This is a genomic window from Hoeflea sp., from assembly GCF_984452065.1.
The window spans coordinates 20,062-44,104 of record NZ_CFHWAF010000009.1; the positions used below are offsets into that span (position 1 = coordinate 20,062).

The 24,043-nt window shown below is 60.6% G+C and carries 25 protein-coding genes and 2 pseudogenes; 13 read left to right on the forward strand and 14 right to left on the reverse strand.

From position 1 onward, the window contains the following. Window positions 1-260 (forward strand): septation protein IspZ (locus AC5E6N_RS03295; RefSeq protein ID WP_491746479.1); only part of this gene is annotated, 260 nt, incomplete at its 5' end. 142 nt (window positions 261-402) lie between these two features. Here the strand turns inward: AC5E6N_RS03295 and AC5E6N_RS03300 are convergent. Both AC5E6N_RS03300 and AC5E6N_RS03305 read right to left on the reverse strand, forming a co-directional pair. Then, window positions 403-1,044: a GDSL-type esterase/lipase family protein gene (locus AC5E6N_RS03300; RefSeq protein WP_491746480.1), complete on the reverse strand. Its 642-nt coding sequence runs from the start codon at window positions 1,042-1,044 to the stop codon at window positions 403-405. A 122-nt stretch (window positions 1,045-1,166) separates the two neighbouring features. Then, a complete protein-coding gene (locus AC5E6N_RS03305) occupies window positions 1,167-1,778 on the reverse strand; it encodes a TetR/AcrR family transcriptional regulator (RefSeq protein ID WP_491746481.1) in 612 nt (203 codons plus the stop codon). A gap of 254 nt (window positions 1,779-2,032) precedes the next feature. Here AC5E6N_RS03305 and AC5E6N_RS03310 point away from each other — a divergent pair, with 254 nt between their 5' ends. The 10 genes from AC5E6N_RS03310 to AC5E6N_RS03355 all read left to right on the forward strand — a co-directional run bounded on the left by AC5E6N_RS03310 (window position 2,033) and on the right by AC5E6N_RS03355 (window position 10,831). Next, a complete protein-coding gene (locus tag AC5E6N_RS03310) occupies window positions 2,033-3,169 on the forward strand; it encodes an ABC transporter substrate-binding protein (protein ID WP_491746482.1) in 1,137 nt (378 codons plus the stop codon). Window positions 3,170-3,262: 93 nt separating this feature from the next. Beyond that, on the forward strand, window positions 3,263-4,171 hold the full coding sequence (locus AC5E6N_RS03315; RefSeq protein WP_491746483.1) for a branched-chain amino acid ABC transporter permease: 909 nt from the start codon (window positions 3,263-3,265) through the stop codon (window positions 4,169-4,171). 4 nt (window positions 4,172-4,175) lie between these two features. Continuing rightward, a complete protein-coding gene (locus AC5E6N_RS03320) occupies window positions 4,176-5,063 on the forward strand; it encodes a branched-chain amino acid ABC transporter permease (protein ID WP_491746484.1) in 888 nt (295 codons plus the stop codon). A 2-nt stretch (window positions 5,064-5,065) separates the two neighbouring features. Beyond that, on the forward strand, window positions 5,066-5,848 hold the full coding sequence (locus tag AC5E6N_RS03325; RefSeq protein WP_491746485.1) for an ABC transporter ATP-binding protein: 783 nt from the start codon (window positions 5,066-5,068) through the stop codon (window positions 5,846-5,848). Next, a complete protein-coding gene (locus AC5E6N_RS03330) occupies window positions 5,823-6,557 on the forward strand; it encodes an ABC transporter ATP-binding protein (RefSeq protein ID WP_491746486.1) in 735 nt (244 codons plus the stop codon). The genes AC5E6N_RS03325 and AC5E6N_RS03330 overlap by 26 nt, the downstream gene beginning before the upstream one ends. Window positions 6,558-6,599: 42 nt before the next feature. Then, window positions 6,600-7,529, forward strand: coding sequence for an ornithine cyclodeaminase family protein (locus AC5E6N_RS03335; protein WP_491746487.1), 930 nt, complete (start codon window positions 6,600-6,602; stop codon window positions 7,527-7,529). Window positions 7,530-7,540: 11 nt separating this feature from the next. Continuing rightward, on the forward strand, window positions 7,541-9,106 hold the full coding sequence (locus AC5E6N_RS03340; protein WP_491746488.1) for a class I adenylate-forming enzyme family protein: 1,566 nt from the start codon (window positions 7,541-7,543) through the stop codon (window positions 9,104-9,106). 12 nt (window positions 9,107-9,118) lie between these two features. After that, window positions 9,119-9,907, forward strand: a complete 789-nt coding sequence (locus tag AC5E6N_RS03345; protein ID WP_491746489.1) for an enoyl-CoA hydratase/isomerase family protein — start codon at window positions 9,119-9,121, stop codon at window positions 9,905-9,907. Then, the gene (locus AC5E6N_RS03350; RefSeq protein ID WP_491746490.1) at window positions 9,904-10,380 is read left to right on the forward strand and encodes an FAS1-like dehydratase domain-containing protein; all 477 of its coding nucleotides are present in this window, start codon (window positions 9,904-9,906) and stop codon (window positions 10,378-10,380) included. Before AC5E6N_RS03345 ends, AC5E6N_RS03350 begins: the two co-directional genes overlap by 4 nt. Next, on the forward strand, window positions 10,361-10,831 hold the full coding sequence (locus AC5E6N_RS03355; RefSeq protein ID WP_491746491.1) for a hotdog family protein: 471 nt from the start codon (window positions 10,361-10,363) through the stop codon (window positions 10,829-10,831). Before AC5E6N_RS03350 ends, AC5E6N_RS03355 begins: the two co-directional genes overlap by 20 nt. Here the strand turns inward: AC5E6N_RS03355 and AC5E6N_RS03360 are convergent. From AC5E6N_RS03360 to AC5E6N_RS03390, 7 genes are all read right to left on the reverse strand, one after another. Then, window positions 10,828-11,973: an iron-containing alcohol dehydrogenase gene (locus AC5E6N_RS03360; RefSeq protein ID WP_491746492.1), complete on the reverse strand. Its 1,146-nt coding sequence runs from the start codon at window positions 11,971-11,973 to the stop codon at window positions 10,828-10,830. The two genes, AC5E6N_RS03355 and AC5E6N_RS03360, sit on opposite strands and share 4 nt — an antisense overlap. Next, window positions 11,970-13,352 carry an aldehyde dehydrogenase family protein gene (locus tag AC5E6N_RS03365; protein ID WP_491746493.1) on the reverse strand — a complete coding sequence of 461 codons (1,383 nt, stop codon included), beginning with the start codon at window positions 13,350-13,352 and terminating at the stop codon, window positions 11,970-11,972. Before AC5E6N_RS03365 ends, AC5E6N_RS03360 begins: the two co-directional genes overlap by 4 nt. 5 nt (window positions 13,353-13,357) lie before the next feature. After that, a complete protein-coding gene (locus tag AC5E6N_RS03370) occupies window positions 13,358-14,722 on the reverse strand; it encodes a glutamine synthetase family protein (protein WP_491746494.1) in 1,365 nt (454 codons plus the stop codon). A 78-nt stretch (window positions 14,723-14,800) separates the two neighbouring features. Further along, on the reverse strand, window positions 14,801-15,835 hold the full coding sequence (locus AC5E6N_RS03375) for a TRAP transporter substrate-binding protein (RefSeq protein WP_491691486.1): 1,035 nt from the start codon (window positions 15,833-15,835) through the stop codon (window positions 14,801-14,803). A gap of 54 nt (window positions 15,836-15,889) precedes the next feature. Further along, on the reverse strand, window positions 15,890-17,215 hold the full coding sequence (locus tag AC5E6N_RS03380; protein WP_491746495.1) for a TRAP transporter large permease: 1,326 nt from the start codon (window positions 17,213-17,215) through the stop codon (window positions 15,890-15,892). A 2-nt stretch (window positions 17,216-17,217) separates the two neighbouring features. Continuing rightward, window positions 17,218-17,784, reverse strand: a complete 567-nt coding sequence (locus tag AC5E6N_RS03385; RefSeq protein WP_491746496.1) for a TRAP transporter small permease subunit — start codon at window positions 17,782-17,784, stop codon at window positions 17,218-17,220. Beyond that, a complete protein-coding gene (locus AC5E6N_RS03390) occupies window positions 17,781-18,509 on the reverse strand; it encodes an N-formylglutamate amidohydrolase (RefSeq protein ID WP_491746522.1) in 729 nt (242 codons plus the stop codon). Before AC5E6N_RS03390 ends, AC5E6N_RS03385 begins: the two co-directional genes overlap by 4 nt. Before the next feature lie 214 nt (window positions 18,510-18,723). Between AC5E6N_RS03390 and AC5E6N_RS03395 the strand changes: the two genes are divergently transcribed. Beyond that, the gene (locus AC5E6N_RS03395; protein ID WP_491746497.1) at window positions 18,724-19,578 is read left to right on the forward strand and encodes a MurR/RpiR family transcriptional regulator; all 855 of its coding nucleotides are present in this window, start codon (window positions 18,724-18,726) and stop codon (window positions 19,576-19,578) included. 62 nt (window positions 19,579-19,640) lie between these two features. After that, complete coding sequence (locus AC5E6N_RS03400; RefSeq protein ID WP_491746498.1) at window positions 19,641-20,126, forward strand: flavodoxin family protein; 486 nt, start codon at window positions 19,641-19,643, stop codon at window positions 20,124-20,126. Window positions 20,127-20,259: 133 nt separating this feature from the next. On the opposite strand, the pseudogene AC5E6N_RS03405 reads toward AC5E6N_RS03400, so the two are convergent. The 5 genes and pseudogenes from AC5E6N_RS03405 to AC5E6N_RS03425 form a co-directional block, all read right to left on the reverse strand. Further along, window positions 20,260-20,397, reverse strand: a pseudogene (locus tag AC5E6N_RS03405) (YegP family protein); the annotation flags it as partial. A 6-nt stretch (window positions 20,398-20,403) separates the two neighbouring features. After that, a pseudogene (locus tag AC5E6N_RS03410) lies at window positions 20,404-20,592 on the reverse strand (YegP family protein); the annotation flags it as partial. Between the two features lie 310 nt (window positions 20,593-20,902). Continuing rightward, entirely contained in the window at window positions 20,903-21,262 is a 360-nt protein-coding gene (locus AC5E6N_RS03415; RefSeq protein ID WP_491746499.1) for a DUF5368 domain-containing protein, read from the reverse strand. 13 nt (window positions 21,263-21,275) lie between these two features. Further along, complete coding sequence (locus AC5E6N_RS03420) at window positions 21,276-22,577, reverse strand: NAD(P)/FAD-dependent oxidoreductase (RefSeq protein WP_491746500.1); 1,302 nt, start codon at window positions 22,575-22,577, stop codon at window positions 21,276-21,278. Window positions 22,578-22,747: 170 nt separating this feature from the next. Further along, a complete protein-coding gene (locus tag AC5E6N_RS03425) occupies window positions 22,748-24,025 on the reverse strand; it encodes a DUF3422 family protein (RefSeq protein ID WP_491746501.1) in 1,278 nt (425 codons plus the stop codon). Between the last annotated feature and the right edge of the window lie 18 nt (window positions 24,026-24,043).

A 24,043-nucleotide genomic window follows, 5' to 3' on the forward strand; every position in this document is an offset into this window, starting at 1 on the left:
CGGTCCTGAAATATCTTTTCGAGCGCGTGTTTGCGATCACCGACGAGGCGTGGCGGATCCTGTCGCTGCGCTGGGGCCTGCTGTTCGTGGCGCTCGCGGTGCTGAATGAAATTTTCCGGCTCGGCTATTCGGAAGATGTCTGGGCCTATTTCAAGCTGATCTCCACGATCTTCATCCTGCTTTTCGGCTGCTACCAGTTCACGCTGTCGGCGAAGATGCGCATTCCGGGCGAATCGAACCGGCTCGGCCTGCGGGTCTGAGCGGCCCCGTTCAAGCTCATTGCGGCCCTGTCCTGTCGGCTCGCGGTTCGGTCTTCGAAATCGCGGCAACGAAGTTCACATAGGCACGCCTTGAATGATCTGTGCCCGTGCTCGGCGGCCGGATCGGTCGCTTCGCGGCCCGTCAGGCCTCAAACCAGTCGGACCAGGCAGGCCAGTTGTCGATGAGACCGGCGGTGATGGCGTAGCCCGATCCGTCGCAATGCATCCGGTCGCCCTTTGTCAGGCTCTGCATATAATCTTCGTTCGCAAGGAGCGGTGTCTGGATGTCGAGATAGGGCACGCCGAGTTTCTCAGACAAAGCGATGTAGCGACGATTAAGGGCGATGGCCGTCTTCTGGGAAAAATCAATTTCCATCCCCTCGCTCGGATGCATGGGGGAACAGGCGACATTGGCCGGCGGGATGCCAACCCAAAGGGTGGGATAGAGGCCGGCGCAATCGCTGACGATGGCCTCAGCGTTGGCGAGCGAGGCCTCTTCCTCGACACGCCGTCCCGCACCGGTGATGACCGCGACATCGTTGATGCCGAACTGCAGGACGACCCGATTGTCGGCGCCGTCCGGAAAGCGCGCCTTGCACTCCTGCTTCCAGCGGCCGCGGATTTCATCGGTGGTCGCCCCACGGATGCCGAGGTCGTAGAAGGTCAGGCGGACCTCCCGCGTGAACCGGCGCTCGCACAATCGGCCGATCCAGCCAAGACAGCCTTCATCCCCGGATCCGTTGATATAGCTGTCGCCCATGAAGCAGATGCGCAGATCCCGCATGATGTCCCCCGAATCGGTGCTTTCCCATCCGGTTCACTCTGGCGGTCACCATCCGGGCTGTCCACAGTCCACAAGCGCGGAGGCGACCGTGACGGTCGTGCAGGCAACGGCGTAGGAGCCGTTCAACCGGTCAGGAGTTCCTTGAGATGGGATTTCCATTCGGTAACCATTTCGTCCAGTTCGGCGCGGTCCGGCTGCATGAAAAGCTGAAGGGACATGCCGCGGAAGAGACTGACCGTCAGTTTCAGCTGCAGTTCGATGTCCCGCTCACCCAGACCGCAATCGGCAAAAAAACGGCTCCATATCTCGGCAAGCGCTTCATCGTACTGTTTTCGTGCCTGTTTGACCCGCTTCATCAGACCGGGGTCGGTCCGCGCCGCGGTCAGATAATCGAGGGTGACGGAAAATGAGCGCAGCGAGAAGCGTGACCAGAGTTGATCGATAAATTCCTCGACCGTCAGCTGGCTCTTCGTATAGCCGCCGGCCGCCTCCCTCAACTTGCCCACCTCCTCCTCCAGGAGCACCTCATAGGCCGCACACAGCAGATCTTCCCTCGACGGGTAGTGATGCAGCATCGCTCCGCGGGAAATGCCGGCCCGCTCCGTGATGTCCACGGTCGAGGTATTCTGAAGCCCCCTCTCATAGATGCAGTCGATCGCCGCCCGCAAAACACGTTCGCGCGTCCGCGCGGAACGGATCGCGTTTTTGTTTCGTCTCACCAATGTGTCGCTCATGGGGATCCTTTTGTGATGATCTCGAGCCGGGCGAAGGGCTGGTCAACGCGCATGGACTATTTATGATTCTCTCTGCTTTCTGACCAGCAGGAGGTCGGTTATCCACACCGGTGGACACACGCACAGGATCGATTTATTTCCAAAACAGTCATGACTGCTTATTTTTATCACAGAAGACATTTATGACAAAAAACGTAAACCACCTGACGCCCGCGACCGGACGCAACAGAGTGGGAAAAACTGGGAGCATATCTATGAAGAACCTGACCAAAATGGCGCTGGCGTCTGTCGTGGCACTGTCCCTCATGGGTGTCGCCAAGGCGCAGGATGCAGCCGAAATCGGCGTTTTACTGCCATTGAGCGGCCCTAACGCATCAAACGGGGCAAAGACACTGGCAGGCGCCAATGCCGCACTTGCAGAAATCAATGATCTTGGCGGCGTACTCGGCGGCAAGGAACTCAAGCTCATTATCGAGGATACGGAATCGAAGCCGCAGCCTGCTGTCGAAGCCGTCAGGAAACTGATCGACGTCAACAAGGTGCCGCTGGTCCTGGGCGACATCTCGTCATCGGTCACGATCCCGACGGGCAAATACACCGTCAGCAAGGGCATGAACCAGATCACCATCGCCGCAACCGCGCAGGCGCAGCGCGAGATCGGTGACGGCCTCTTCACCATGCTGGCGACAAATGATGTGCTCGGCGTCAAAATGGCTGAATTCGTCGTGGAAGACGTGGAACCCAAATCGGTCGCCCTGGTCTATATGAACGACCCATTCGGCGTCGGCATGGCGCGCGCTATCGAGGGCGGGCTGAAGGATCTCGGCGTTGAGATCGCCGCGGATCTTGCGCTCGAGCCGGCAAAAACCGACTATCGCGCGGAGCTGCAGCGTCTGGTCAGGGCCAAGCCCGATGCCGTCATCGCGGTTGCGTTCGGCGACACAGCCCGGGTGATCCTCAAGCAGAGTTTTGAACTGGGTGTCCTGGAGCGCGTGAAGGGCTCCTGGTACCAGACCTATGTCAGCGCCGGAACGTCGAAGTGCATTCCTGAAATCTGCGAAGGCATAAAGGGGCTGGACATCGCCGCCGAACCCGGTACCCGTTATGACAGCATCATCGAGCAGATCGCCGCAACAACCGGCAAGGATATCGAACTCGACTGGTTCACGTCCGTCGGCTACGATTCGGTCTGGGTGGCCGCGCTCGCGCTCAATTTTGCCAACTCCATGGAACCGCAAGCCATTCAGAAGGCCATTCCCAAGGCCATGGAAGTCTACCGCGGCGTCACCAAGTCCGACTTTTCGGTCGACGATGACGGTATTCAGGTGAGCCAGCGTTACGGGCGCCGGATTTACAAGGACGGTTCCCTTACCGACTACGTTCCCGAGTAGAGCAACGGCTCTTCTCGAACCTGGAATAACTCCTCCCGTCTCGCCCGGCCGCAGTGGCCGGGCGATCAGACGGGGCTGCTGCGGGCACCTGCGATGCTGGAACAAATCCTTATCAACACGCTGATTCGTGGTTCCGAGATCGCCTCGCTGGCGATCGGCGTGACAATGCTGTTCTCACTGCTGCGTTTTGCCAATTTCATGCATGGGGAACTGGCGGCACTGGGGGCCTATTTCACCTATGTCTTTGTCGCCGTGTTCGGTTTCAATATCTGGGTGGCGGCCGCCCTCGGTGCGGGGCTCGGCGGACTTGTCGCCCTTGGCGGCGATGTCGCGGTGTTCAGCCGCATCCGAATGTCGCCGGGCGTGGTGCTGCTCATTGCGTCGCTTGGCCTGTCGATCCTCTACCGCGCGGTTATCTCGGGCGTGTGGGGCGTTGAGGGCCTCACCTATTCCGACGAGGTAGAGCGCCTCTATTTCATCGGCGAGGCGGTGATCACCCAAACCCAGATCATCATCGTGTGCGTCTCGTTCACCGCGATGGCTTTCTTCTATTTCCTCCTGAACCATACGCAACTCGGCCGCGCCATGCGTGCCATGTCGGATAATATGGACCTGGCCAAGGCGCGCGGGATCTCGGTCGAAAGAACGATCAGATGGATCTGGTTCATTGTCGGCAGCTATGCGGCGCTCGGCGGCACGCTGATCGCGATGGATACCCAGCTGACGCCCGAAATGGGCCTGCACATCATCTTGATCGTGTTCGCCGCAACGATCCTCGGCGGTATCGGCAATGTTTACGGCGCGGTGATCGGCTCATTCATCATCGCATTTCTGGAAAATGCGTCCCTGACCATCGATTGGGGGTTCGTGCTCAGACCGTTCGGTCTTGACGGTTCCCTCTATCTGCCGAGCGGCTACAAATTCGCCGTCTCGTTCGTGGCTCTCATCATCATTTTGATCATCATGCCGAAGGGCATCATGAAGGGCTCGGAAGGGGACTGACGCCATGCTCGAACTTTCGCTGTTTCTCGGCACGATTATCGGCATCTACGCCATCATGGCGCTGGCGCTGAACCTGCAATACGGTTTTTCCGGCCTGCTCAATTTCGGCCTTGTCGCCTTTTTCGCCATCGGCGCCTACGCATCGGCGCTTCTATCCCTCGCTGGCGTCCCGGTCTTCGTTTCCATTCTCCTGGCGGTCATTGTCTCAACGATTGCCGGCGCCCTGATCGCCCTGCCGACAATGAACCTTTCGGTCCATTACTGGGCGATCGTGACCATCTCCATCGCCGAGCTCGTCCGGGTCGTCATCCAGAACGAGGAATGGGCCACCGGCGGTACGTTCGGGCTGGGCGACATTCCGCAGCCGCTGGGAGGTCTTGTTCCCGCGGACTGGTATTCGACATTCTTCTTCGCCCTGACGATGGTGACCCTTGTCCTTTGCTACCTTATTTGCCGGGCGTTGATCACGTCCCCTTACGGTCGGGTCATCAAGGTCATCCGCGAGGACGAGGATTATGCGGAATCGCTCGGCAAGGACGTGCCGTCCCTGAAACTTCGCACCATGGCCGTCGGCGCGGCGCTGACGGGCCTTGCCGGCGCTCTCTACGCCCACTTCACCACCTATCTCAATCCGGCGGCCTTTGAACCGATCGTCACATTCATCATCTGGGCGGCGGTCATCATGGGCGGAAAGGGAAATCTGAAGGGCGGCATACTCGGGGCGCTGGTCATCGTGCTGCTTTACAACAGCACCCGTTTCGTCGGCGACTATGTCGAGCTGTCCGCCCAGACCATTGCCAGCATCAGACTGGGTCTCATAGGCATCCTGATCACGGCTATTGTCGTTGTCCGGCCGAACGGGATCATGCCCGAACAGAAGAAAGTGTTCTGAGAATGGTCGACCGGCATGTCCTCGAAGTTTCCGACCTGTCCAAATCCTTCAGCGGCGTGAAGGCGCTGCAGGATGTGAACCTGACCGTGAACGAAGGCCAGATCGTCGGACTTATCGGGCCGAACGGCTCCGGCAAGTCCACCGCCCTCAACTGCATCGCCGGGTCGATCAAACCCGACCGGGGAACGGTCAGGTTCAAAGACCGGGACATTACCGGCCACTCCCCTTCCAGCATTGCCAATCTCGGCATGATGCGCACATTCCAGATCACCAAGATCGCCCGCCGCATGACGTTGCTGGAAAACATGTTCCTGGGCGCGCAGACGGCGCGCGAGGAAAGCCTGACCTCGGCATTGTTCAGAAGCGGGGCCTTTGCGCAACGCGAACCCGCACTTTTGGAACGGGCGCGCGATTTGCTGGCAACCGTGAATCTGTCCCATCTTGAAAACGACTATGCACAGGTCCTGTCCGGCGGGCAGCAGCGCCTGCTGACGATCGCACTGGTCCTGATCCGCAATCCCGATGTCATCCTGCTCGACGAGCCGGCGGCAGGCGTCCACCCCGAACTGGTGGAGCAGTTCGTCGGCATGATCGGGACCATCCGCAAGGAAAGAGGAAAGTCCTTTCTCATCATCGAACACAATATGCATTTCATCAGCAGTGTCTGCGACGAGGTGGTGGTGCTTGATGCCGGCATGAATCTGGTGACCGGCACGCCGGACATGATTCACAACGATCCGAAGGTTCTGGAGGTCTATCTTGGCAAACGTCAGCAAAGTGCTTGATGTCCTGGACCTTGAATCCGGGTACGGTTCGCTTGAGATCCTGCATGGCGTCAATCTTCATGTCGGCGAGCAGGAGATCGTCTCGGTTATCGGACCCAACGGCTGCGGCAAATCAACGGTCCTTCGCTCGATTATGGGACTGACGGACTGGTCGCGGGGCAAGATAATCCTTGCCTCGCAGGATATGACCGGCATGGAGACCAGCCAGATCGTGTCGGCCGGGATCGGATATGTGCCCCAGCTCGCCAATGTTTTTTCGGCCATGACGGTGACCGAAAACCTGCAGTTGGGCGGCTATCTGCTCAGTGCAAAAGAGCGCGATGAGCAGATTGAAAGCATGATCGACCTGTTCCCCAAGTTCAAGGAGCGCAAGAACCAGGCCGCGGGCACCATGAGCGGTGGCGAGCGCCAGACCCTGGCACTTGCGATGGCTCTGATGACCTCTCCAAAACTCGTTCTTCTGGATGAGCCTTCGGCCGGGCTTTCACCGATCGCCACCAGCGAAATGTATGAGAACATCGTCGGTCTGCCGGAACGCATCGATACGTCAGTGCTGATCGTCGAACAGGATGTGCACGGGGTTCTGGAGATATCCGCCAGAACCTATGTCATGAGCATGGGGAGCAATGATTTCGACGCGCCTTCCGACACGATCTGGGAGGATGAGCGCGTTCGGCTCGCCTATCTCGGCAACATCGAAGATGACTGAACCGGGCTATCCGGAGCCGGATGGAAAGCGACGGCGTGCAAAATGGAGGAGAACGTGACGGACATTCCCTATCTGTCGGAACGGGAGGTTGCCGAGTATCTCGATTATCCCTCGCTCATCGCCCTGATGGCGAAGGCCATGGTCGAGGCGTCCGGGGGCCGGGTGATACAGCCGCTTCGTCAGATGCTTCCGGTGGAGGAAAATCAGCGCTACCTCGCCATCATGCCGGTTGCCGCTTCCGACGGCATGGGCGCCAAGCTGGTGGCGTTCTATCCCAAGAATGCAGGCACGCAATTTCACACCCATATGGGTGTGATCGCACTCTTCGATACCGACACCGGACAGCCGCTGGCGTTCATGGATGGCCGACTGATAACCGAAATGCGGACGGCGGCCAATTCTGCGGCCCTAACGAAACTCGTTGCTCCGGAAGACAGCAAATCGCTCGCCATCATCGGCGCCGGCGTTCAGGGGCGGGCCCATGTGGCGGCGCTCTCCACGGTGTATGATTTTGAGGAAATCACCGTGTGGAGCCGGACCGAGGACAACGCACGCGCCTTCGCCGGGGCTCATGGCGCGCGCCATGTTCCGACAATCGAGGCGGCTGTGCGGGATGCCGATATCATCGTGTGTTCCACCAATTCCCGGGAACCTCTGCTGGAAGGCAGATGGCTCAAGGAGGGATGCCACGTCAATTCCGTCGGCTCCCCAAGGCATGATTGGCGGGAACTGGACGATGCCGTGATGGCGAACACGGTCATTGTCGATTGCCGCAAGTCCGTCCTGGAGGAAGCCGGCGATGTTATTCATTCCGGCGCGACGATCCACGCCGAGGCCGGCGAAGTGATCAGCGGCAAAACCCACATCGACCGGAACAAAACCACGGTGTTCAAATCCGTGGGCATTGCCGTGCAGGACATAGCGGCCGCACGCATGGTCTATGAGCGTTACAGGGCGAATTGTCAGAATTGATGGGGCGGATCATGAACCGATCGACACACACCGGCGATCCGTCGGGCACAACGGAATTGCCGTCGCTCCTGGCGCCGATATGGCGCCACGCGGCGGAAAGGCCCGGCCAACGCGCCCTGGTCGATGACAGCAAGGCGCTCACCTATGCCGAGCTGAAGCGCGCCATCGAAATTCAGATCGGGCAATTCAAAGCCGACGGGATTTCAGCGGGCGATGCCGTGCTCGTCCTGTTCGACGTACGTGTTGAATCGGTTATTGCCTACTGGGCGCTACACGCAATCGGCGCGGTTATTGTCGTAGGGGATCCGACCGGAACAGCGGCGGACATCGAACACTATGTCAAGGTCAGCGGTGCCGTGCACCTCCTGGCCAGCCCGCGCGTATCGGATCCTGATCTTCCACCTGAGGGTGTCGCGCAATTCCGCCTCTCATCGCCGGCCGCCGATGCGGTTCATGTCTGGAAATCTGTTTCTGAAGACGCTTCGTCTCCGCCGAGCGCCACCGTCACTCACAGAGCTGAAACGGGCATGATCCTTTTCAGCTCCGGCACGACCAGCCGGCCAAAGGCCATTGTCCACAGCCGTGAGGCGATGCTGGCGCTGCACGAGACGCTTTTGAAAACCTGGAGGCTTTCAGACCAGGACGTGGTGCTGGGCTCCCTGCCCTTTTTCACGATCTACGGCCTTATCTTCAGCGCGGGTTCCGCAGTCTATGCAGGCTCCACTCTGGTCCTGATCGAACGATTCACTCCCGAACGCGCACTTCAGGCGATCGACCGACACAAGATCACGACGGCGGCGTTCGTTCCAGCCATGATCGTCATGATGTTGAACTTTGCGGAAAAGGACCGGTACGATTGCTCGTCATTGCGGATGGTGTACTCCGCCTCGGCGCCGATTTCCGAGGCGGTCATAGACCGGTTTAACGACTTTGCGGGCACCACCGTCATCTGCAATTACGGCATGACGGAAATACCCGGAGCAGCGGTCGAGCGCGCCGGGGAGCCGCACCGAAGCGGCTCGGCCGGCAGGGTCAGTCCCGACTTCGAGATCACCATCCGCGGAGCGGATGGCGAAGTGCTTCCAATCGGTGAAACCGGTGAGATCGCCATGCGCGGTCCGACCCAGATGCTGGAATATCTGGGAGACCCGTCAAAAACCGCCAAGCGGGTCCGCGATGGCTGGATCTACTCCGAGGACAAGGGCAAGATGGATGCGGACGGCTATGTCCATGTGTCCGGCCGCACCTCCGAATTGATCATTCGCGGCGGATTGAACATATCACCGCTGGAGGTCGAGAATGCCCTTTCGAGGCACGCCGACGTCGGCGATGTCGCTGTCGCCGGCCCTGAGGATTCCGTCCTGGGGCAAATCATCAGCGCCTTTATCGTGCCGCGGGAGACACTTCCGTCGGAGCGGTTCGAGGACATTCTGACACAGCATTGCCGTCAGCACCTCGCGCCGCCGAAGATTCCTGCCGAGTTTTTTCTGATCAGCGAGATACCGCGAAACGCCGCCGGCAAAATCAACAGAAAAGCCCTGCTGGCGCTGCGCGATACGATGCTCGCTGGAACCTAGGAAGGAGCAGTTATGGAAGGCAAGATCACCTGCAGCGAACCCGGTGACGGCATAGGCCTGATCACGATCGACCGGCCGCAAAAACGCAACGCCCTTTCCGCCGCCATGGTCGAACAGCTGATTGCCGGATTTATCGATTTCGAACGGGACGACGCTATCGCCGTCATCATTGTCACCGGGGCCGGAGACAAGGCCTTTTGCGCAGGTCATGACATAAGGGACATTCCGGACGGCGATCTCGGCCACCTCTATGAGGAGGAGCATATGAAGGCGTTCCTGTTGCCCCGGGAGTGCCCCAAACCGGTCATCGCGGCCGTCAACGGTTCAGCCTATGCCGGAGGCTTCTGTCTCGCACTTGCCAGCGATCTGCGGCTTGCCACGCCACAGGCAAGTTTCGCAGTCCCCGGCGGGCGGCTCGGCGTCGTGCCGATCGCCGGGCAGTCGTCCCGGCTGCCGCGCATCGTTCCACCGGCCATCGCCAACGAGATGATCATGACCGGCCGGCCGCTGACCGCCGACCGTGCGGAACATTTCGGATTTGTGAATGCGGTGGTTTCGCGGGAGCGGCTCGTCGATGTGTCCATCGCAATGGCACAGGACATCGCCGCCATGTCCCGGTTCTCGGTCAAATCCTACAAGCGCATCGCACAACAGTCGCTGTTCCAGGGCGTCGAAGCCTCGGATGCCATGGAATACTGGCTGGCAATGGCAGCCGGCCACGGCGAGGACATAAAAGAAGGCCTCGCCGCCTTCACGGAAAAGCGAAACCCGGTCTTTGGCTCGGCGAGGAAAGGCAAATGAGCCTGCTGACGCCGGAGATGCTGGAGTGGGTCGGCCGTTCGTTCGAATTCACGAGCGATCCGATTTCACTGAGCGATGCACGCAGCTTCATCGCGGCTTCAGGTGACGACAATCCGCTCTATAGCCTGCCGAACACGGGCGGGGAGGCAGATCCGGACATTCCAGTGCCTCCGATGCTCTATTATGCGGTCACCCGACCCTTCGCGCCCTCAAAGGACTTTGCAGAAGACGGCACCGTAGAGGAGCTGAGGCCGCTGATCGGCAAAGGCCAGACCATGGGCGGCGGCGTCGAGATGGAGTGGCTCGAACCGCTCACACTCGGTGACCGGCTGCACGGTACCCGAACACTTGCCTCCCTTACGGAAAAGAAGGGACGCAGGAGGGACTTTGTCGTTGCCGAGTGGGTCACGGAATATCGTGACGCAAAGGACAGCCTGAAGGTACGCGAACGCTATGAGCAAATATTATTCTGACGATCCGCTGTGCTTTGCGAGCGCCGAGCCCGGCGATCGGCTTGCCTTGCTTGTCAAGCAGCCGAACGAGGTCGATGTCGTACGGTTTTGCGCCGCCATCCGGAATTTCCACCGCTATCACTACGACCGTGAGTTCACCAAAGGTCAGGGTATCGAGGATATCATCGTACCCGGATTCCTCATGGGAAACTGGTGCCTGGAAGCCGTCACCCGTTCATTTGAGCCCGCGACGGAAATCACCGGGTTAAAATTCAGAAATACGGCAACGGCTCCGATCTGCGAGGACTACGAGATCCTCGGCGAGATCGCCGATGTGGACGAATCGGGACCACGGACCATCCGGTGCAGCCTTGCGGTCAAGCGGCGGACCACCGGGGACACGGTGACCACCGCAACCGTCTCGGTCCGGCAATCCACACAATCGAATTCCGCATCAGCCGAAGCGGTCTAAACAATTGCCTCAAAGAGCGCGCGGGTGTTTTCCTTCGTCATCTCGACGGGGTTGCCGCCGGTGCACGGGTCGCGGAGCGCCGCTTCGGTGAGGGCATCGAGATCGGGATTCTTGACGCCCAGGTCCGTCAGCCTTTCGGGAATGGCGAAGGACGCGTTGAAGCGATCGACAAAATCGCAAAAGCCGTCAAAGCCGCCATCGATGCCGAGATAGGCGGCTGCCCGATCAAAGGCGCCGCGAATGGCGCTGGCGTTGAATTTCAGGACCGCGGGCATGCATACGGCGTTGGTTGTGCCATGATGCGTGTGATACAGCGCGCCGATCGGATGGCTGAGCGCATGGATGGCGCCAAGACCCTTCTGGAAGGCCGTTGCCCCCATCGCCGCCGCGCTCATCATCTGGGCGCGCGCCTCGAGATCGCTGCCGTCTTCGTAAGCGCGCGGCAGATAGTCCTTCACAAGACGCATGCCTTCGAGCGCGATGCCCTGGCTCATCGGATGATAGTGCGGCGAGGAATAGGCCTCGACACAATGGGCAAAGGCATCAAGCCCGGTTCCCGCCGTGATGAATTTCGGCATGCCGACGGTCAGTTCAGGATCGGCAATGACGACGCCGGGCAGCATCTTCGGATGGAAGATGATCTTCTTTTCATGGCTCTGCGAATTGGTGATGATGCCGGCACGGCCGACTTCCGAACCGGTTCCCGCCGTGGTCGGGACGGCGACGATCGGCGCGATGGCATCGGCATCGGCCCGTGTCCACCAGTCGCCGATATCCTCGAAATCCCATATCGGACGGGTCTGCCCGGCCATGAAGGCGACGACCTTGGCAAGATCGAGCCCGGACCCGCCGCCGAAGGCAATCACGCCGTCGAAGCCGCCGTCGCGGAAGAACCGGACACCCTCCTCGACATTGCCGTCCGTCGGATTGGGATCGACATCGGCAAAGATGGCCGAGCCGAGCCCGGCCTCCCCCATCAGAGCCAGCGTGCGTTTTGTGATGTCCATATCCGCAAGCCCGCGATCGGTCACCAGCAGCGGTTTCTTCAGCCCGGCGGCCGCGCAGGCTTCGCCGATCTCGGCGATGCGCCCGGCACCGAAGCGGACAGAGGTCGGATAGGTCCAGTTTGCGGTGAGCGTCATGGGTCGATCTTCTTCAAATGGTAGGATTTGGGCCGCGTCAGATTGTGAAAGCCGATGACGGACAGACCGCCGCCGCGGCCGGTGTCCTTGCAGCCGGTCCAGCACAGGGCCGGGTCGAGATAATCGCACCGGTTCATAAACACCGTGCCGGTTTCGAGCCGGCGGCCGATGTCCAGCGCCTTTTGCGTATCGTTTGTCCACAGCGAACAGGTCAGGCCGAACGGACTGTCATTCATCAGCCGAACCGCCTCGTCATCATCCTTGACCGGCATGATGCCGACGGCGGGGCCGAAGGTCTCGTCGCGCATGATGCGCATGGAATGGTCGACATCGGTCAGGATCTGCGGGGTCAGATAGGTGCCGCCATCATCCTGCTCCATCTTTGCAATATGCGCGACCGCGCCTGCGGCAACGGCTTCGTCTATCTGCGCCCTGACCTCATCGGCAAAGCGCAGATTGGCCATCGGGCCGATGGTCGTGTCCTTCTCCAGCGGGTTGCCGAGCCGATAGGTTTGAACCAGCGCCACCGCCTTTTCAACGAAGGCCTCATAACGGCTTTCATGAACATAGATGCGCTCGATCCCGCAGCAGCACTGGCCGGAATTGAACATTGCGCCGTCGATCAGTGTGTCCACAGCGGCGTCCAGATCCGCATCGGCGCGCACATAGCCGGGATCCTTGCCGCCGAGCTCCGTGGAGACGATCGTGAACGTTCCCGCAGCCGCCCGCTCCATCGCCTTGCCGCCACCGACCGATCCGGTGAAATTGACGAAGCCGAAACTACCCTCGGCGATCAGCATCGACGTCGTGTCGTGATCAAGGGCGACATTGGTGAAGACGCCTTCCGGCGCGCCGGCGGCCTTGAAGGCGTCGGCAAGATGCTCCCCGACCAGAATGGTCTGCGAGGCATGTTTGAGAACCACCGTATTACCGGCGATCAGCGCCGGGGCGACGGTGTTGATCGCCGTCATATAGGGATAGTTCCAGGGGGCGACGACCAGCACCGTCCCGTGCGGCTCGCGTTCGATCTTGCGCAGGAAAGCGTCCGAATCCTCGACGATGATCGGGGCGAGCGCTTCTTCGGCGATGGACGCCATGTAATGGGCGCGTTCCTCGAAACCGCCGAATTCGCCGCCATAGCGTATCGGCCGCCCCATCTGATGGGCGAGCTCGTCAACCATGCGGTCGGTCGTCTCGCCGATAAAGGCGACGGCCTTCATCACGCAGCCAATGCGCTCGGCCATCGGGCGAGACACCCAGTCGGCCTGCGCCGCCTTCGCCTTCTCGACAACGGAACGCGCTTCGCCCGGCGTCAACGGCGTTCGCTCGGCATAAAGGGTGCCGTCAATCGGGGAGATGCATCGGATCGTTTTCGACATTTCGGTCAGGCCTTTTCAAAGCCGCGGGCGATTTCCCAATCAGTGACGATGCGGTCGAACTCCTCCTGCTCCCATTCGGCGCAGCGCGTGTAGTGGTCGACCACATAATCGCCCATGGCATCACGCAGCATTTTGGAATTGCGCAGGCTTTGCGTCGCGGTGCGCAGCGTATTCGGGATATCCGGCACGGTCTCGTTGTCATACATGTCGCCGGCGGCGGCCGGCGCGAGGTCGAGCTTTTCCTCCAGGCCCTTCAGACCCGCGGCGATCAGCGCCGCCTGTGCCAGATAGGGGTTCATGTCCGAGCCCGGAATCCGGCACTCGACGCGCACCGCCGACGTGTCGGCGCCGCACAGGCGAAAGCCTGCGGTGCGATTGTCGACGGACCAGGCGGTTTTGGTCGGCGCGAATGTGCCCTTGGCGAAGCGCTTGTAGGAGTTGACATAGGGCGCGAAGAAAAAGGTGCAGTCGGACGCATAGGCAATGAGACCGGCGAGGAAGTGTTTCATCGTCGCCGACATACCATGTTCGCCATCCGCATCATGAAATACGTTCCGGCCGTCGGCCCAGAGAGACATGTGCACGTGGCTGGCGCTGCCGACCCGGTCGTGATGCCATTTCGGCAGAAAGGTTGCCGAATGGCCCTGCTGCCAGGCGATCTCCTTTGTGGCGTGTTTGGCAATGGTGTGGTGATCGGCGCAGGCGAGCGCGTTTGAATAGCGGATATTCAGTTCTTCCTGCCCTGCCTCGGCCTCGCCTTTTGAGTTTTCAACTGGAATACCCGCCGCCGCCAGATGGTTGCGCAGCGGGCGCATCACATGTTCTTCCTTGGTCGTCTGGAGGATGTGGTAGTCCTCGTTATAGCCGCTGATCGGCGTCAGATCGCGGTAGCCCTCGCGGCGCAACTCATCGAGCGGCTTCTCGAACAGGAAGAATTCAAGTTCGGTCGCCATCATCGGCGTCAGGCCGGCCTCTTCGGCGCGCTTGACCTGTTCCTTCAGGATCTGCCTTGGTGCATGCGGCACCGGCTCATATGTGTGATGGTCGAGAATATCGCATAACACCATTGCGGTGCCTTCCAGCCACGGCATCAGCCGCAGGGTCGAAAGGTCCGGCTTCATTACATAGTCGCCATAGCCTTCGCGCCAGCTTGCGGCGGCGTAGCCGTCGGGCGTCGCCATTTCGAGGTCCGTCGCCAGCAGGTAGTTGCAGCAATGGGTTTCCTCAAATCCGCTTTCCAGGAAGCTGGAGATGTGGAAGCGCTTGCCCATCAGCCGGCCCTGCATGTCCACCAGGCACACCAGCACGGTGTCGATGGCGCCGCTTGCCGCCAGTTCTTTCAAGTCTTCAAAGCTCAATGGGCCTGACATGGGTCGGTCTTTCTCAATTCTTCAAACATGGCGACGGGGCACATGCGCGCCCCGCCTGTTTTTCAACCTTACCGCAGATCAGGTGTAACGATAGGGGCGCCCGGCCTTCTGCATGTCGGCATTATACTGGCGGAAGATCTCGACGATCCTGGCCTTGGTCGGCGATTCAGCCGCGATCTCATCCCAGAAGGTCACGGCGGCGGCCTCGACCTGCGCCCATTCAGCATCCGGAATGGATGTCAGCTTCATCTTCGTGCCGTTGACACGCAGATTGGCTTCGCCGCCCCAGTACCACCACTGACGGTAATAGTGGCTCTGTTCCATGCACACCATCAGCATTGCCTGCAGGTCGTCCGGCAGTTCGTTCCAGCGTTCCATATTGGCAAAGAAATGCCCGATCCACGCGCCGGAGATGTTGTTGGTCAGGAAGTAATCGGTCACATCGGCCCAGCCCACCGTGTAGTCCTCGGTGATGCCCGACCAGGCGATGCCGTCGAGCTCGCCGGTCTGAACCGCGACCTCGATGTCTTCCCAGGGCAGCGTCACCGGGATGACGCCGAACTGCGACAGGAAGCGGCCGGCGGTCGGGAAGGTGAAGACCCTCTTGCCCTTCAGGTCGGCCAGTGAATTGATCGGGTCCTTGGTGGCGAAGTGGCACGGATCCCAGGCGCCGGCGGAGATGTGCTTGACGCCGACCTTGGCATATTCGCCTTCCCAGATCTCCTTCAGGCCGTACTGGTTGAAGAGAACCGGCACATCGAGCGAATAGCGGCATCCGAACGGGAAGTAGCCGCCGAAAACGGTGACCTCGGTGGGCGACGCCATGGAATCGTCGTCCGACTGCACGGCGTCGATGGTGCCGCGCTGCATGGCCTGGAACAGCTCGCCGGTGGGGACCAGCTGGTCGGCGAAGAACAGCTCGATCTGCATTCTTTCGCCGGCAATCTTGTTGAATGTGTCGATGGCGGGCTTCACGACATGTTCGGCGAGCGCCGCGCCGGCGTAAGTCTGCATGCGCCACTTGATGGTGGACTGGGCGATCGCCGGCGTCGCCAGGGCGGCGGCCGGCGCGGCGATGGCAGCGCCCTTGATAAAGTTGCGTCTTGTGGTCATCGGTTGTGCTCCTTGCTACTTCACTTGGTTTACTTGCTGCGCTCTTGGCGGCGCCTAGTTTCCGTACACCGTTTGCGGCAGCCACAGCGCGATCTGCGGGAAGACCATGACGGTCACCAGCGCCAGCACCATGACGGCGACAAACGGAATGATGGATCGGTAGATATCGCGCAGGCTGATCTCCGGCGGAGACATGGCGCGCATGAGAAAGAGATTGTAGCCGAAAGGCGGCGTCATATAGGCGATCTGCGTGGTGATGGTGTAGAGCACGCCATACCAGATGAGATCGAATTCGAGCGCGCCGACCAGCGGAATATAAAGCGGGGCGACGATCACCAGCATCGCGGTATCGTCGAGAAACGTGCCCATCAGGATGAAGCTGAGCTGCATCAGGATGAGGATCATCCAGGGCGACAGGCCGAGCCTTTCGGTAAACAGGCTCTCGATGGCCTTGACCGCGCCGAGGCCGTCAAACACGGCGCCAAAGGCCAGCGCCGCCAGAATGATCCACATGAACATGCAGGTGATGCCGAGCGTCTTGCGCACGGATGTCTCGAAGACCTCCCAGGTCATCCGGCGCTTGAGGACAGCGGCGACAAAGGCCGTGATCGCGCCGATGGCCGAACTTTCGACCAGCGATGTCCAGCCGTTCACAAACGGGATCATCATCGCGAGGAAAACGCCGAGCGGGAGCAGGCCGGCGAGCAGCAGCGCATATTTCTCGCGCATCGGCAGGTCGCGCTCTTGTTTCGACAGCACCGGCCCGAGTTCCGGATTGATGCGGCAGCGGACGGCGATATAGACAATGAACATCGCCGCCATCATCAGGCCGGGGATCACACCGGCCAGCCACAGCTGGCCGACGGGCTGGCGCGCGATCATCGCATAAAGCACCAGAACCACGGAAGGCGGGACCAGAATGCCGAGCGAGCTGCCGGCCTGAACCACGCCGGTCACCATGCGCTTGTCGTAGCCGCGGCGCAGAAGCTCCGGCAGGGCGATCGTCGCGCCGATGGCCATCCCGGCGACGGAAAGCCCGTTCATGGCGGAGATCAGCACCATCAGGCCGATGGTTCCGATCGCCAGGCCGCCGCGCAACCCGCCCATCCAGACATGGAACATGCGGTAAAGATCGTCCGCGATCCGGCTCTCGGAGAGAATGTAGCCCATGAAAACGAACATCGGCACGGTGAGCAGCGGATACCAGCGCATCAGCTTGATGCTCTGCGAGAAGGCGATGTCGAAACCGCCGCGCTCTCCCCAAAGGGCAAGAGCCGCAATGACGGCGACAAATCCGATCGCACCGAATACGCGCTGGCCGCTGAACAAAAGCAGCATCATGGCGGCGAACATCACGAGGGCGATCGTCTCATAGGACATGATCAGATCTCCTCACCGCGAAGACGCAATATGTCCTTGCACAATTCCGACATCGCCTGCAGAAGCATGAGAGCGATGCCGAGGCACATCAGCGTCTTGATCGGCCAGAGATAGGGACGCCAGATGGTGCGGCTGCGCTCCAGCGTGCCGATCTCCCCGTCTCCGAGCATGAGATCGGCAAAAAAGCCGAGCGGCTCCGATCCGAAATATCCGAGCGAATAGGCGGTCGAACTGATGCCACCCCAAAGCAGCACCGCAAGATAGACCATGAGGCAGAAGACCGTCAGGGCATCGGTCATCGCTTTGCGCCTGACCGACCAGTTTTCGTAGAAAAGATCCATGCGCACATGGGAGCCCATCTGGATCGCATAGGGGCCGCCCAGGAAGAAATAGGCGATCATGCAGAACTGCGCGACTTCCAGGGTCCACAGCGAGGGCTGGCTTGAAGCCTTGCTGATCGTCGACCAGAGCAGCACCGCCATCATGACGAAGATGACGTACATCGCCACCCGCCCCAGGCGGCGGTTGACGGCATCGACCGCCGCTATGAAACCGCGCAGAGCCCTCACCTCGCAGCGCTCCCCGGTTCGGCTTTGTCGAGCTTTTCAAGTGCACGGTTCAGCCAGGACGACAATGTCTCGGCCATGGCCGCGCAGTCCTGCGGCGTCGCGATCAGATCGTTACGGATTTCGATCATTGCATTCGGCAGACGGTGAGGCAGAGCGTGGCGCCTCAATGTGTGCGTCACACCGTCCCCCGGCCCGTAGGGCTGATTGCGCTGAACGTTGTAACCGCCGGAGACGCTCAGCAGGACATCCGCAAAACGCGTGTCGACATCGTGCAGAATGCCGATCTCCACGGATCTGGGCTTGCCCTTGAAGACCGGCGTGAAGCTGTGGATGGTGACGAGGACCGGCATGCCGGGCCGAGCGTTCAGTGTCTCCTCAACCAGTCGCTCAAAAGGCCGGTAATAGGTTTCGATGCGCCGGGCGCGTTGCGCGCCGTCGAGGTCGCGATTGCCCGGGATATCGTAAATCTCGCTGCGCTGCGGCATGGCGCCGGGTGCGTCGGGCGGCCTGTTGCAATCATAGATGAGGCGCGAGACCCCGCTGTGGACGAGCGGCGCGTCAAGAAGCGCGGAAAGACGTTCTGCGGTCTCCAGGGCGCCCGGATCCCATGCGATATGACTTGAAAGAGCCTCAGAGGTCAGCCCCAGCCCGCCGAACTCGGCCGGGACGTACCGGCTGGCATGTTCGCACACGAGCACAACGGGATGATCGCCGGTGGCATTCATGACCCGGGCCACCGGCCGATCGGTCTCCTTGACGGCAAGCTGAACCAATACGCTCTCCTGTTCTGAAGAACTTTCTTCATTGGCTGAGCGTCTGTCAATCAGTTTTCGTTAAATTATCTTCAAAACAGATGAAACTGTACAAATTTTGACTTGCAGCAGAAAATCCTTTTACTCTTGAGAGGATGAGCAGGAGGAACACGGGCCGGTGGATACCATGACTATTGCGGAAAAGCTGCGGGACCGCACCGGGCAACTGACACGATCCGAGCGTCAGCTCAGCGATATCATCCTGCAGAACTATCCGGTATCGGGATTGGGAACCATCACATCGCTGGCGGAGGCGGCCGATGTCTCGACACCGACCGTGGCGCGGCTTGTTCAGAAACTCGGCTTTTCCGGCTTTCCCGATTTCCAGCGGTCCTTGCGCGCGGAACTCGATGAAACGATTTCAAGCCCGCTGACGAAGCGCGAGCGATGGGTGGACGATGCGCCGGATGCCCATATCCTCAACCGGTTCACCAAGGCGGTGATCGACAATATCGGCCAGTCGATGGCCAAGGTCGATCCGGCGGATTTCGACAGGGCCTGTTCGCTTCTGAGCGACGACGCGCGCAAGGTGTTCGTCGTCGGCGGGCGCATCACCCGGACCCTTGCGGACTATTTCTTCCTGCATCTGCAGGTCATCCGCGACAAGGTCGTCCACATCCCCTCCAACTCGAATGCCTGGCCGCACTATCTGCTCGACTTCGAAGCCGGCGACGTGGTGGTGATCTTCGACGTCAGGCGCTATGAGAACAGCACGCTGAAACTGGCGGAAATGGCGGCCGAGCGCGGTGTCGAGATCGTTCTGTTCTCCGACCAGTGGGGCTCGCCGATCGCCCGGCATGCGAGCGTGTGCTTCACCAACCACATCGCGGCACCGTCGGCCTGGGATTCCAACATCGCGACCATGCTGATCTCCGAGATCGTGATTGCCGAGGTGCAGGAGCGCAAATGGGACACGGCCCGGCCGCGCATGGAAGCGCTTGAGGAAATGTTCGACCGGACCCGTTTTTTCCGCAAGTTCTGAGGTAGCCTCAAACGGCAATCATCATTATGTCTGGCCAAAGGACAGGCGCCGGAAATCAACAGATGGTCGAACTGCTTATTGTCTATCACTCGAAGACCGGCGGCAGCCGCCAGATGGCCGAAGCTGCCGCGGAGGCCGCGCGTGAAGAGGCGCCGACGGTTCTGAAGACCGCGGATCAGGCGGGACCCGACGATCTTTTGCGGGCCGACGGCTACATCTTCTGCGCACCGGAAAACCTTGCCGCCATCGCCGGGATCATGAAGGATTTTTACGACCGCTCCTACTATCCGGTGCTCGGGCGCATCGAGGGCCGGCCCTACGCGCAAATGATCTGCGCGGGCTCCGACGGCGAGAACGCGGCGCGCCAGACCGCGCGCATCGCGACGGGCTGGCGGCTGAAGGAAACCCAGCCGCCGCTGATCGTGTGCACACATGCACAGACGCCGGAGGAAATCCTTGCGGAAAAGACGATCCCGGAAGATCAGCTCGCCCTTTGCCGCGATCTCGGCAAGGGTTTTGCCGCGGGCCTCAGCATGGGTATCTTCTAGTCATCTCCGTTTTGAAGGCAGCACATCACTCTTGGCAGGACAGAGACAATGCCGGATTATACGCTCTATTACTGGCCGATCGCCCCGGCGCGAAGGAAAACCGACCCGGAAGCCCTGATGCGAGGAGCTTGGATCAGGTCAGGTCCTCGACCTTGGCCGACGGCGCATTTTTCTTGACCGACGCGATCCCGTTGTCGCGCGACGACGAACTCTCATAGGACTCGCTTGTCCCGATCACCTGGCCGTTGGATGCCTTGAGGTTGAAGCGGTATTTGCCGCTCTTCGTCTCCGTGCGGTCAAACCGCGAATCTTCGGCTGAATTCCTGCGGACGGATTCGATGCCGTTATCGGCGCTCGCACGCTGCTTGTAACCCTCACTCGCCAGGATGATCTGGCCGTTCCCCGCTTTCAGACGAAACCGGAACTCGCCAGCCTTGTCCTTGTAGAGTTCGAATTTGCCCGCCATGGTCCACTGTCTCCTTTTCGGACGCCTCGGATTCGCAAATCTAGCCAAGCGTTGTGTATGGCGCAATTACAAACCGATATTATTCGGCAGGAAAACTCCCAGAAGAGCAGTTTTACCGCCTATAAGCCAGTTTCGCCGGCCCTCTTTCAAGTACAGCGTACTATAACGATAAATATCCGCCGTATTTATAGTGTGAGCGGCGCTGGATTTGCTCATTGTCAAGCGCGTCCCAACGGGCCTTTCGGCGGCGCAAACGGGAACCGCTGATGCGGTTCACTGCAGAACAATCCGGCACAACAGTTTCAGGCCATCATGTTTCGCCGTGCTGTCCGCGCCGAACAAACGATTGCATCGTGTATACGAGGATGGCCATGCCGGTTGCGCCCAGGGCGGCGATAAGCAGCATCAGGATCACGTCAACGGGCCCGCCGATGTCGCGAAACCCCGAATGAGTGATGTACTGCACAAAGAGCACGGCGAGGATCGCGCCGACGGGCATGGACAGCTGGGCAAGCAGAAACTTGCGCCAGCTGATCGCCCTGTCGCGGATCAGAACATAGATATAGGCAAGGGTGATCAGTACGGCGGCGGCGACAAGCACCCAGAAAAGACCGCGTCCGAACATCTCCTCAAAGACGGCGATCAGGGTTCCAAAAGTCATTTCCTTCATGATGTCGGTCTCCTCAGGCGCGGCCGCGCAACATGGCGTTGTAGGTCGCCTTGAGCGCGATCTCTTTCATCAGCCAGCTGATCCACAGCTCCTCAAGCGGAGCTATAACGCCGGGAAAGGACGGCACCAGATTGTTTCCGTAGTCAAACTCTATCAGCATGGCGCGACCAACGCGGGTTATCAGCGGGCAAGAGGTGTAGCCGTTGTAAACCGCCGTGCCCTCGCCGCCGCCAATGGCGGCCACCAGGTGGTCCTCAACCACGGGCACCTGCCACTTGACGCTTGCCGCGGTCTTTCCCTTGGGAACGCCGGCCACGTCGCCGACGGCGAAGATCTCGGGATAGCGGCGATGGCGCATGGTATCGGCATCGGTTTCGACCCATCCCTGGTCGGTCCATTTGTCGGCCCAGCTCAGCCCGGAGTTCCTGACGACATCGGGCGCCCGCTGCGGCGGGATGACATGAATGTAATCATAGTCCATTTCCGTATCGCCCTCGGGCGTCTGGAACACGGCACGCTTGGCGCCCGGATCGATTGCTTTCAGCACATGCGAATAGACCGGTGAAACACCGCGATCCTCAAAAAGCATGCGTATCTTCTCGGCGACAACGGGCACGCCGAAAAGGCTGTTGTTATTGGCCATGTAGCGGATATCGGTCTTGCCGGCATTGCCGGCGCTCCGCGCGATATCGTCAATCAGGAATGTGTGTTTCAGCGGCGCTCCGGCGCATTTCATCTTGGTCGCCGGCCGGGTAAAGAGGCCGATGCCACCGGTCTCGGCATAGGTCTGCGCAGCCTGCCATGTCTTTGCCGCGTATTCCGGGCCGGCATAAAGCGCGCCTATCCCCCCCGTGCCCACGAGATCGAGCGAGAAACCCTCAATGGCATCGTGATCGAGAACCAGGCCGGTGGCGACGACGAGATAGTCGTAATCCAGCCTTGTGCCGCCTTCGGTCGTCACGCTTTTGGCCTCGGGATCGATCTGCGCTGCCCGCTCCTCAATCCATGTCGCGTCGGAGGGCAGCCATTGCTTCGTTCGCGAAACCACATATCCGGGTGGTTTGAGACCAGCGGCGACAAGAGAAAGGCCCGGCTGATAGAGATGATCCTTGCGCGCATCGACCAGCGTGATGCGCGCGCCGTCCAGGCGTTCGGACAACCGGTTGGCAAGCGCCGTCCCGGCCGCACCCGCGCCAAGAATGACAATATTGGCCGACGTCTTGACGGCCTGCGCCCTTGCGGCGGAACCACCCGCCTGCGAGGCGATAAGGCCGCCGCCGGTCAACGCCAGAAAATGCCTGCGGTCCAGGTTCATTGTCTCCTCCATGCATATGGCCGAGCCGCAGTCGGCCCGACCGATCCTCCCCGACCTCAGCCGGATAATCAATCAATGAGCCATTTTGCCCCCTTTGCGGCATGATTGAATTGATCCGGATCAATGGAATGTACGAGTGCGCGCCCGCCAGCACCGGCCGCTGCGTTGCCCTATGCCGTGTCCTTGTCGCCGTGACGCTTGCGGATGCTGCGCACGAGCCGCCAGATGACGAATATGATGACCGGGACCGAGAGCCCGGTGGCAAGTGTGGGGCTGATCGGCAGGCCTGCTTCGCTGGCCGCCTTGGCGAGATAGCCGAACAGGCCGACGACATAGTAGGAGACCGCCGCGACGGACAGGCCCTCAACCGTTTGCTGCAATCGCAGTTGCAGCTTGGCGCGGCGGTTCATCGACTGCAGCAGCTCGGAGTTCTGGCGTTCGAGCTGCAGATCGACCCAGCTCCTGAGCAGCGCCGTGGCGCGGGCCAGCTTGCGCGACAGGTTTGCCTGGCGCTCCTCGATCGAGCGGCAGGTGCGCATCGCCGGTGCCAGGCGGCGCTGCAGGAAGGCGCCCCATGTCTCATAGCCGGCAATCGGCTGTTCATTGAGCGAGGCGATACGCTCGGCGACGATGCCGTCATAGGCGCGGCTCGCACCGAAACGGTAAAGGCTCGAGGCGGCGCCGGCCTCGAGTTCGGCGGCAAGCGCGGTGATCTCGCCGAGCATGGCGTCGCTCGCCGTCTCGACCTCCTTGCGCATGCGCTGGGTGACCATCGTCAGACCGTCCTCGATCCGGCGCATCTGCGGCGACAGGCTGTTGGCGAGCGGCAGCGCGAGCATGGCGAGCGTGCGGTAGGTCTCGATCTCGATGAGCCGCTGGGCAAGCGCGCCGACGCGCGCCGGCGCAAGATCGCGGTCAAGCAGCAGGATGCGGGTCAGCCCGTCCTTGTCCTGGCGGAAATCGGTCACGGCGGCGGCGGCGCCATTTTCCACTTCGGAGAAACAAAGGCTCGCCGGATCGAAACTCTTCAGGGCCTTTTCAGCGTCGTCGGTCCATTTGCGCACCTCCAGCCGCACGCCGGAGATAAGGCTGCCCGGCGGGCTGAAACCATCGCCGAAGGGGTGATCCGTGACCTCACCGCCAAATTGCTTCGGCACCGGCCCCTCGTAGAAATATGTGGAAAATTCCGTATGACGCTCCCAGCGCAGGGATCCGGTTCCCCAGCTCAGGACATAATGGCGCGCATCGGCCTGCGGCGCTGCAACGCCCCTTGCCCGGGCAAGGGCGGCAAGCACCGCACTGTCCACCGAGGCCCCGCCGTCGGTCATGAAGGCAAGCTGCAGTATGAGACGCGGCGACCCGATGAGCGGATAGGGCCTGGCATGGACTTCCCCCAGCGCCAGCGGCCGATCCCTCGCTATCGGAAACCCGAAGCTTCCGTTGGCCATAACCGTCCCTCCAGAACA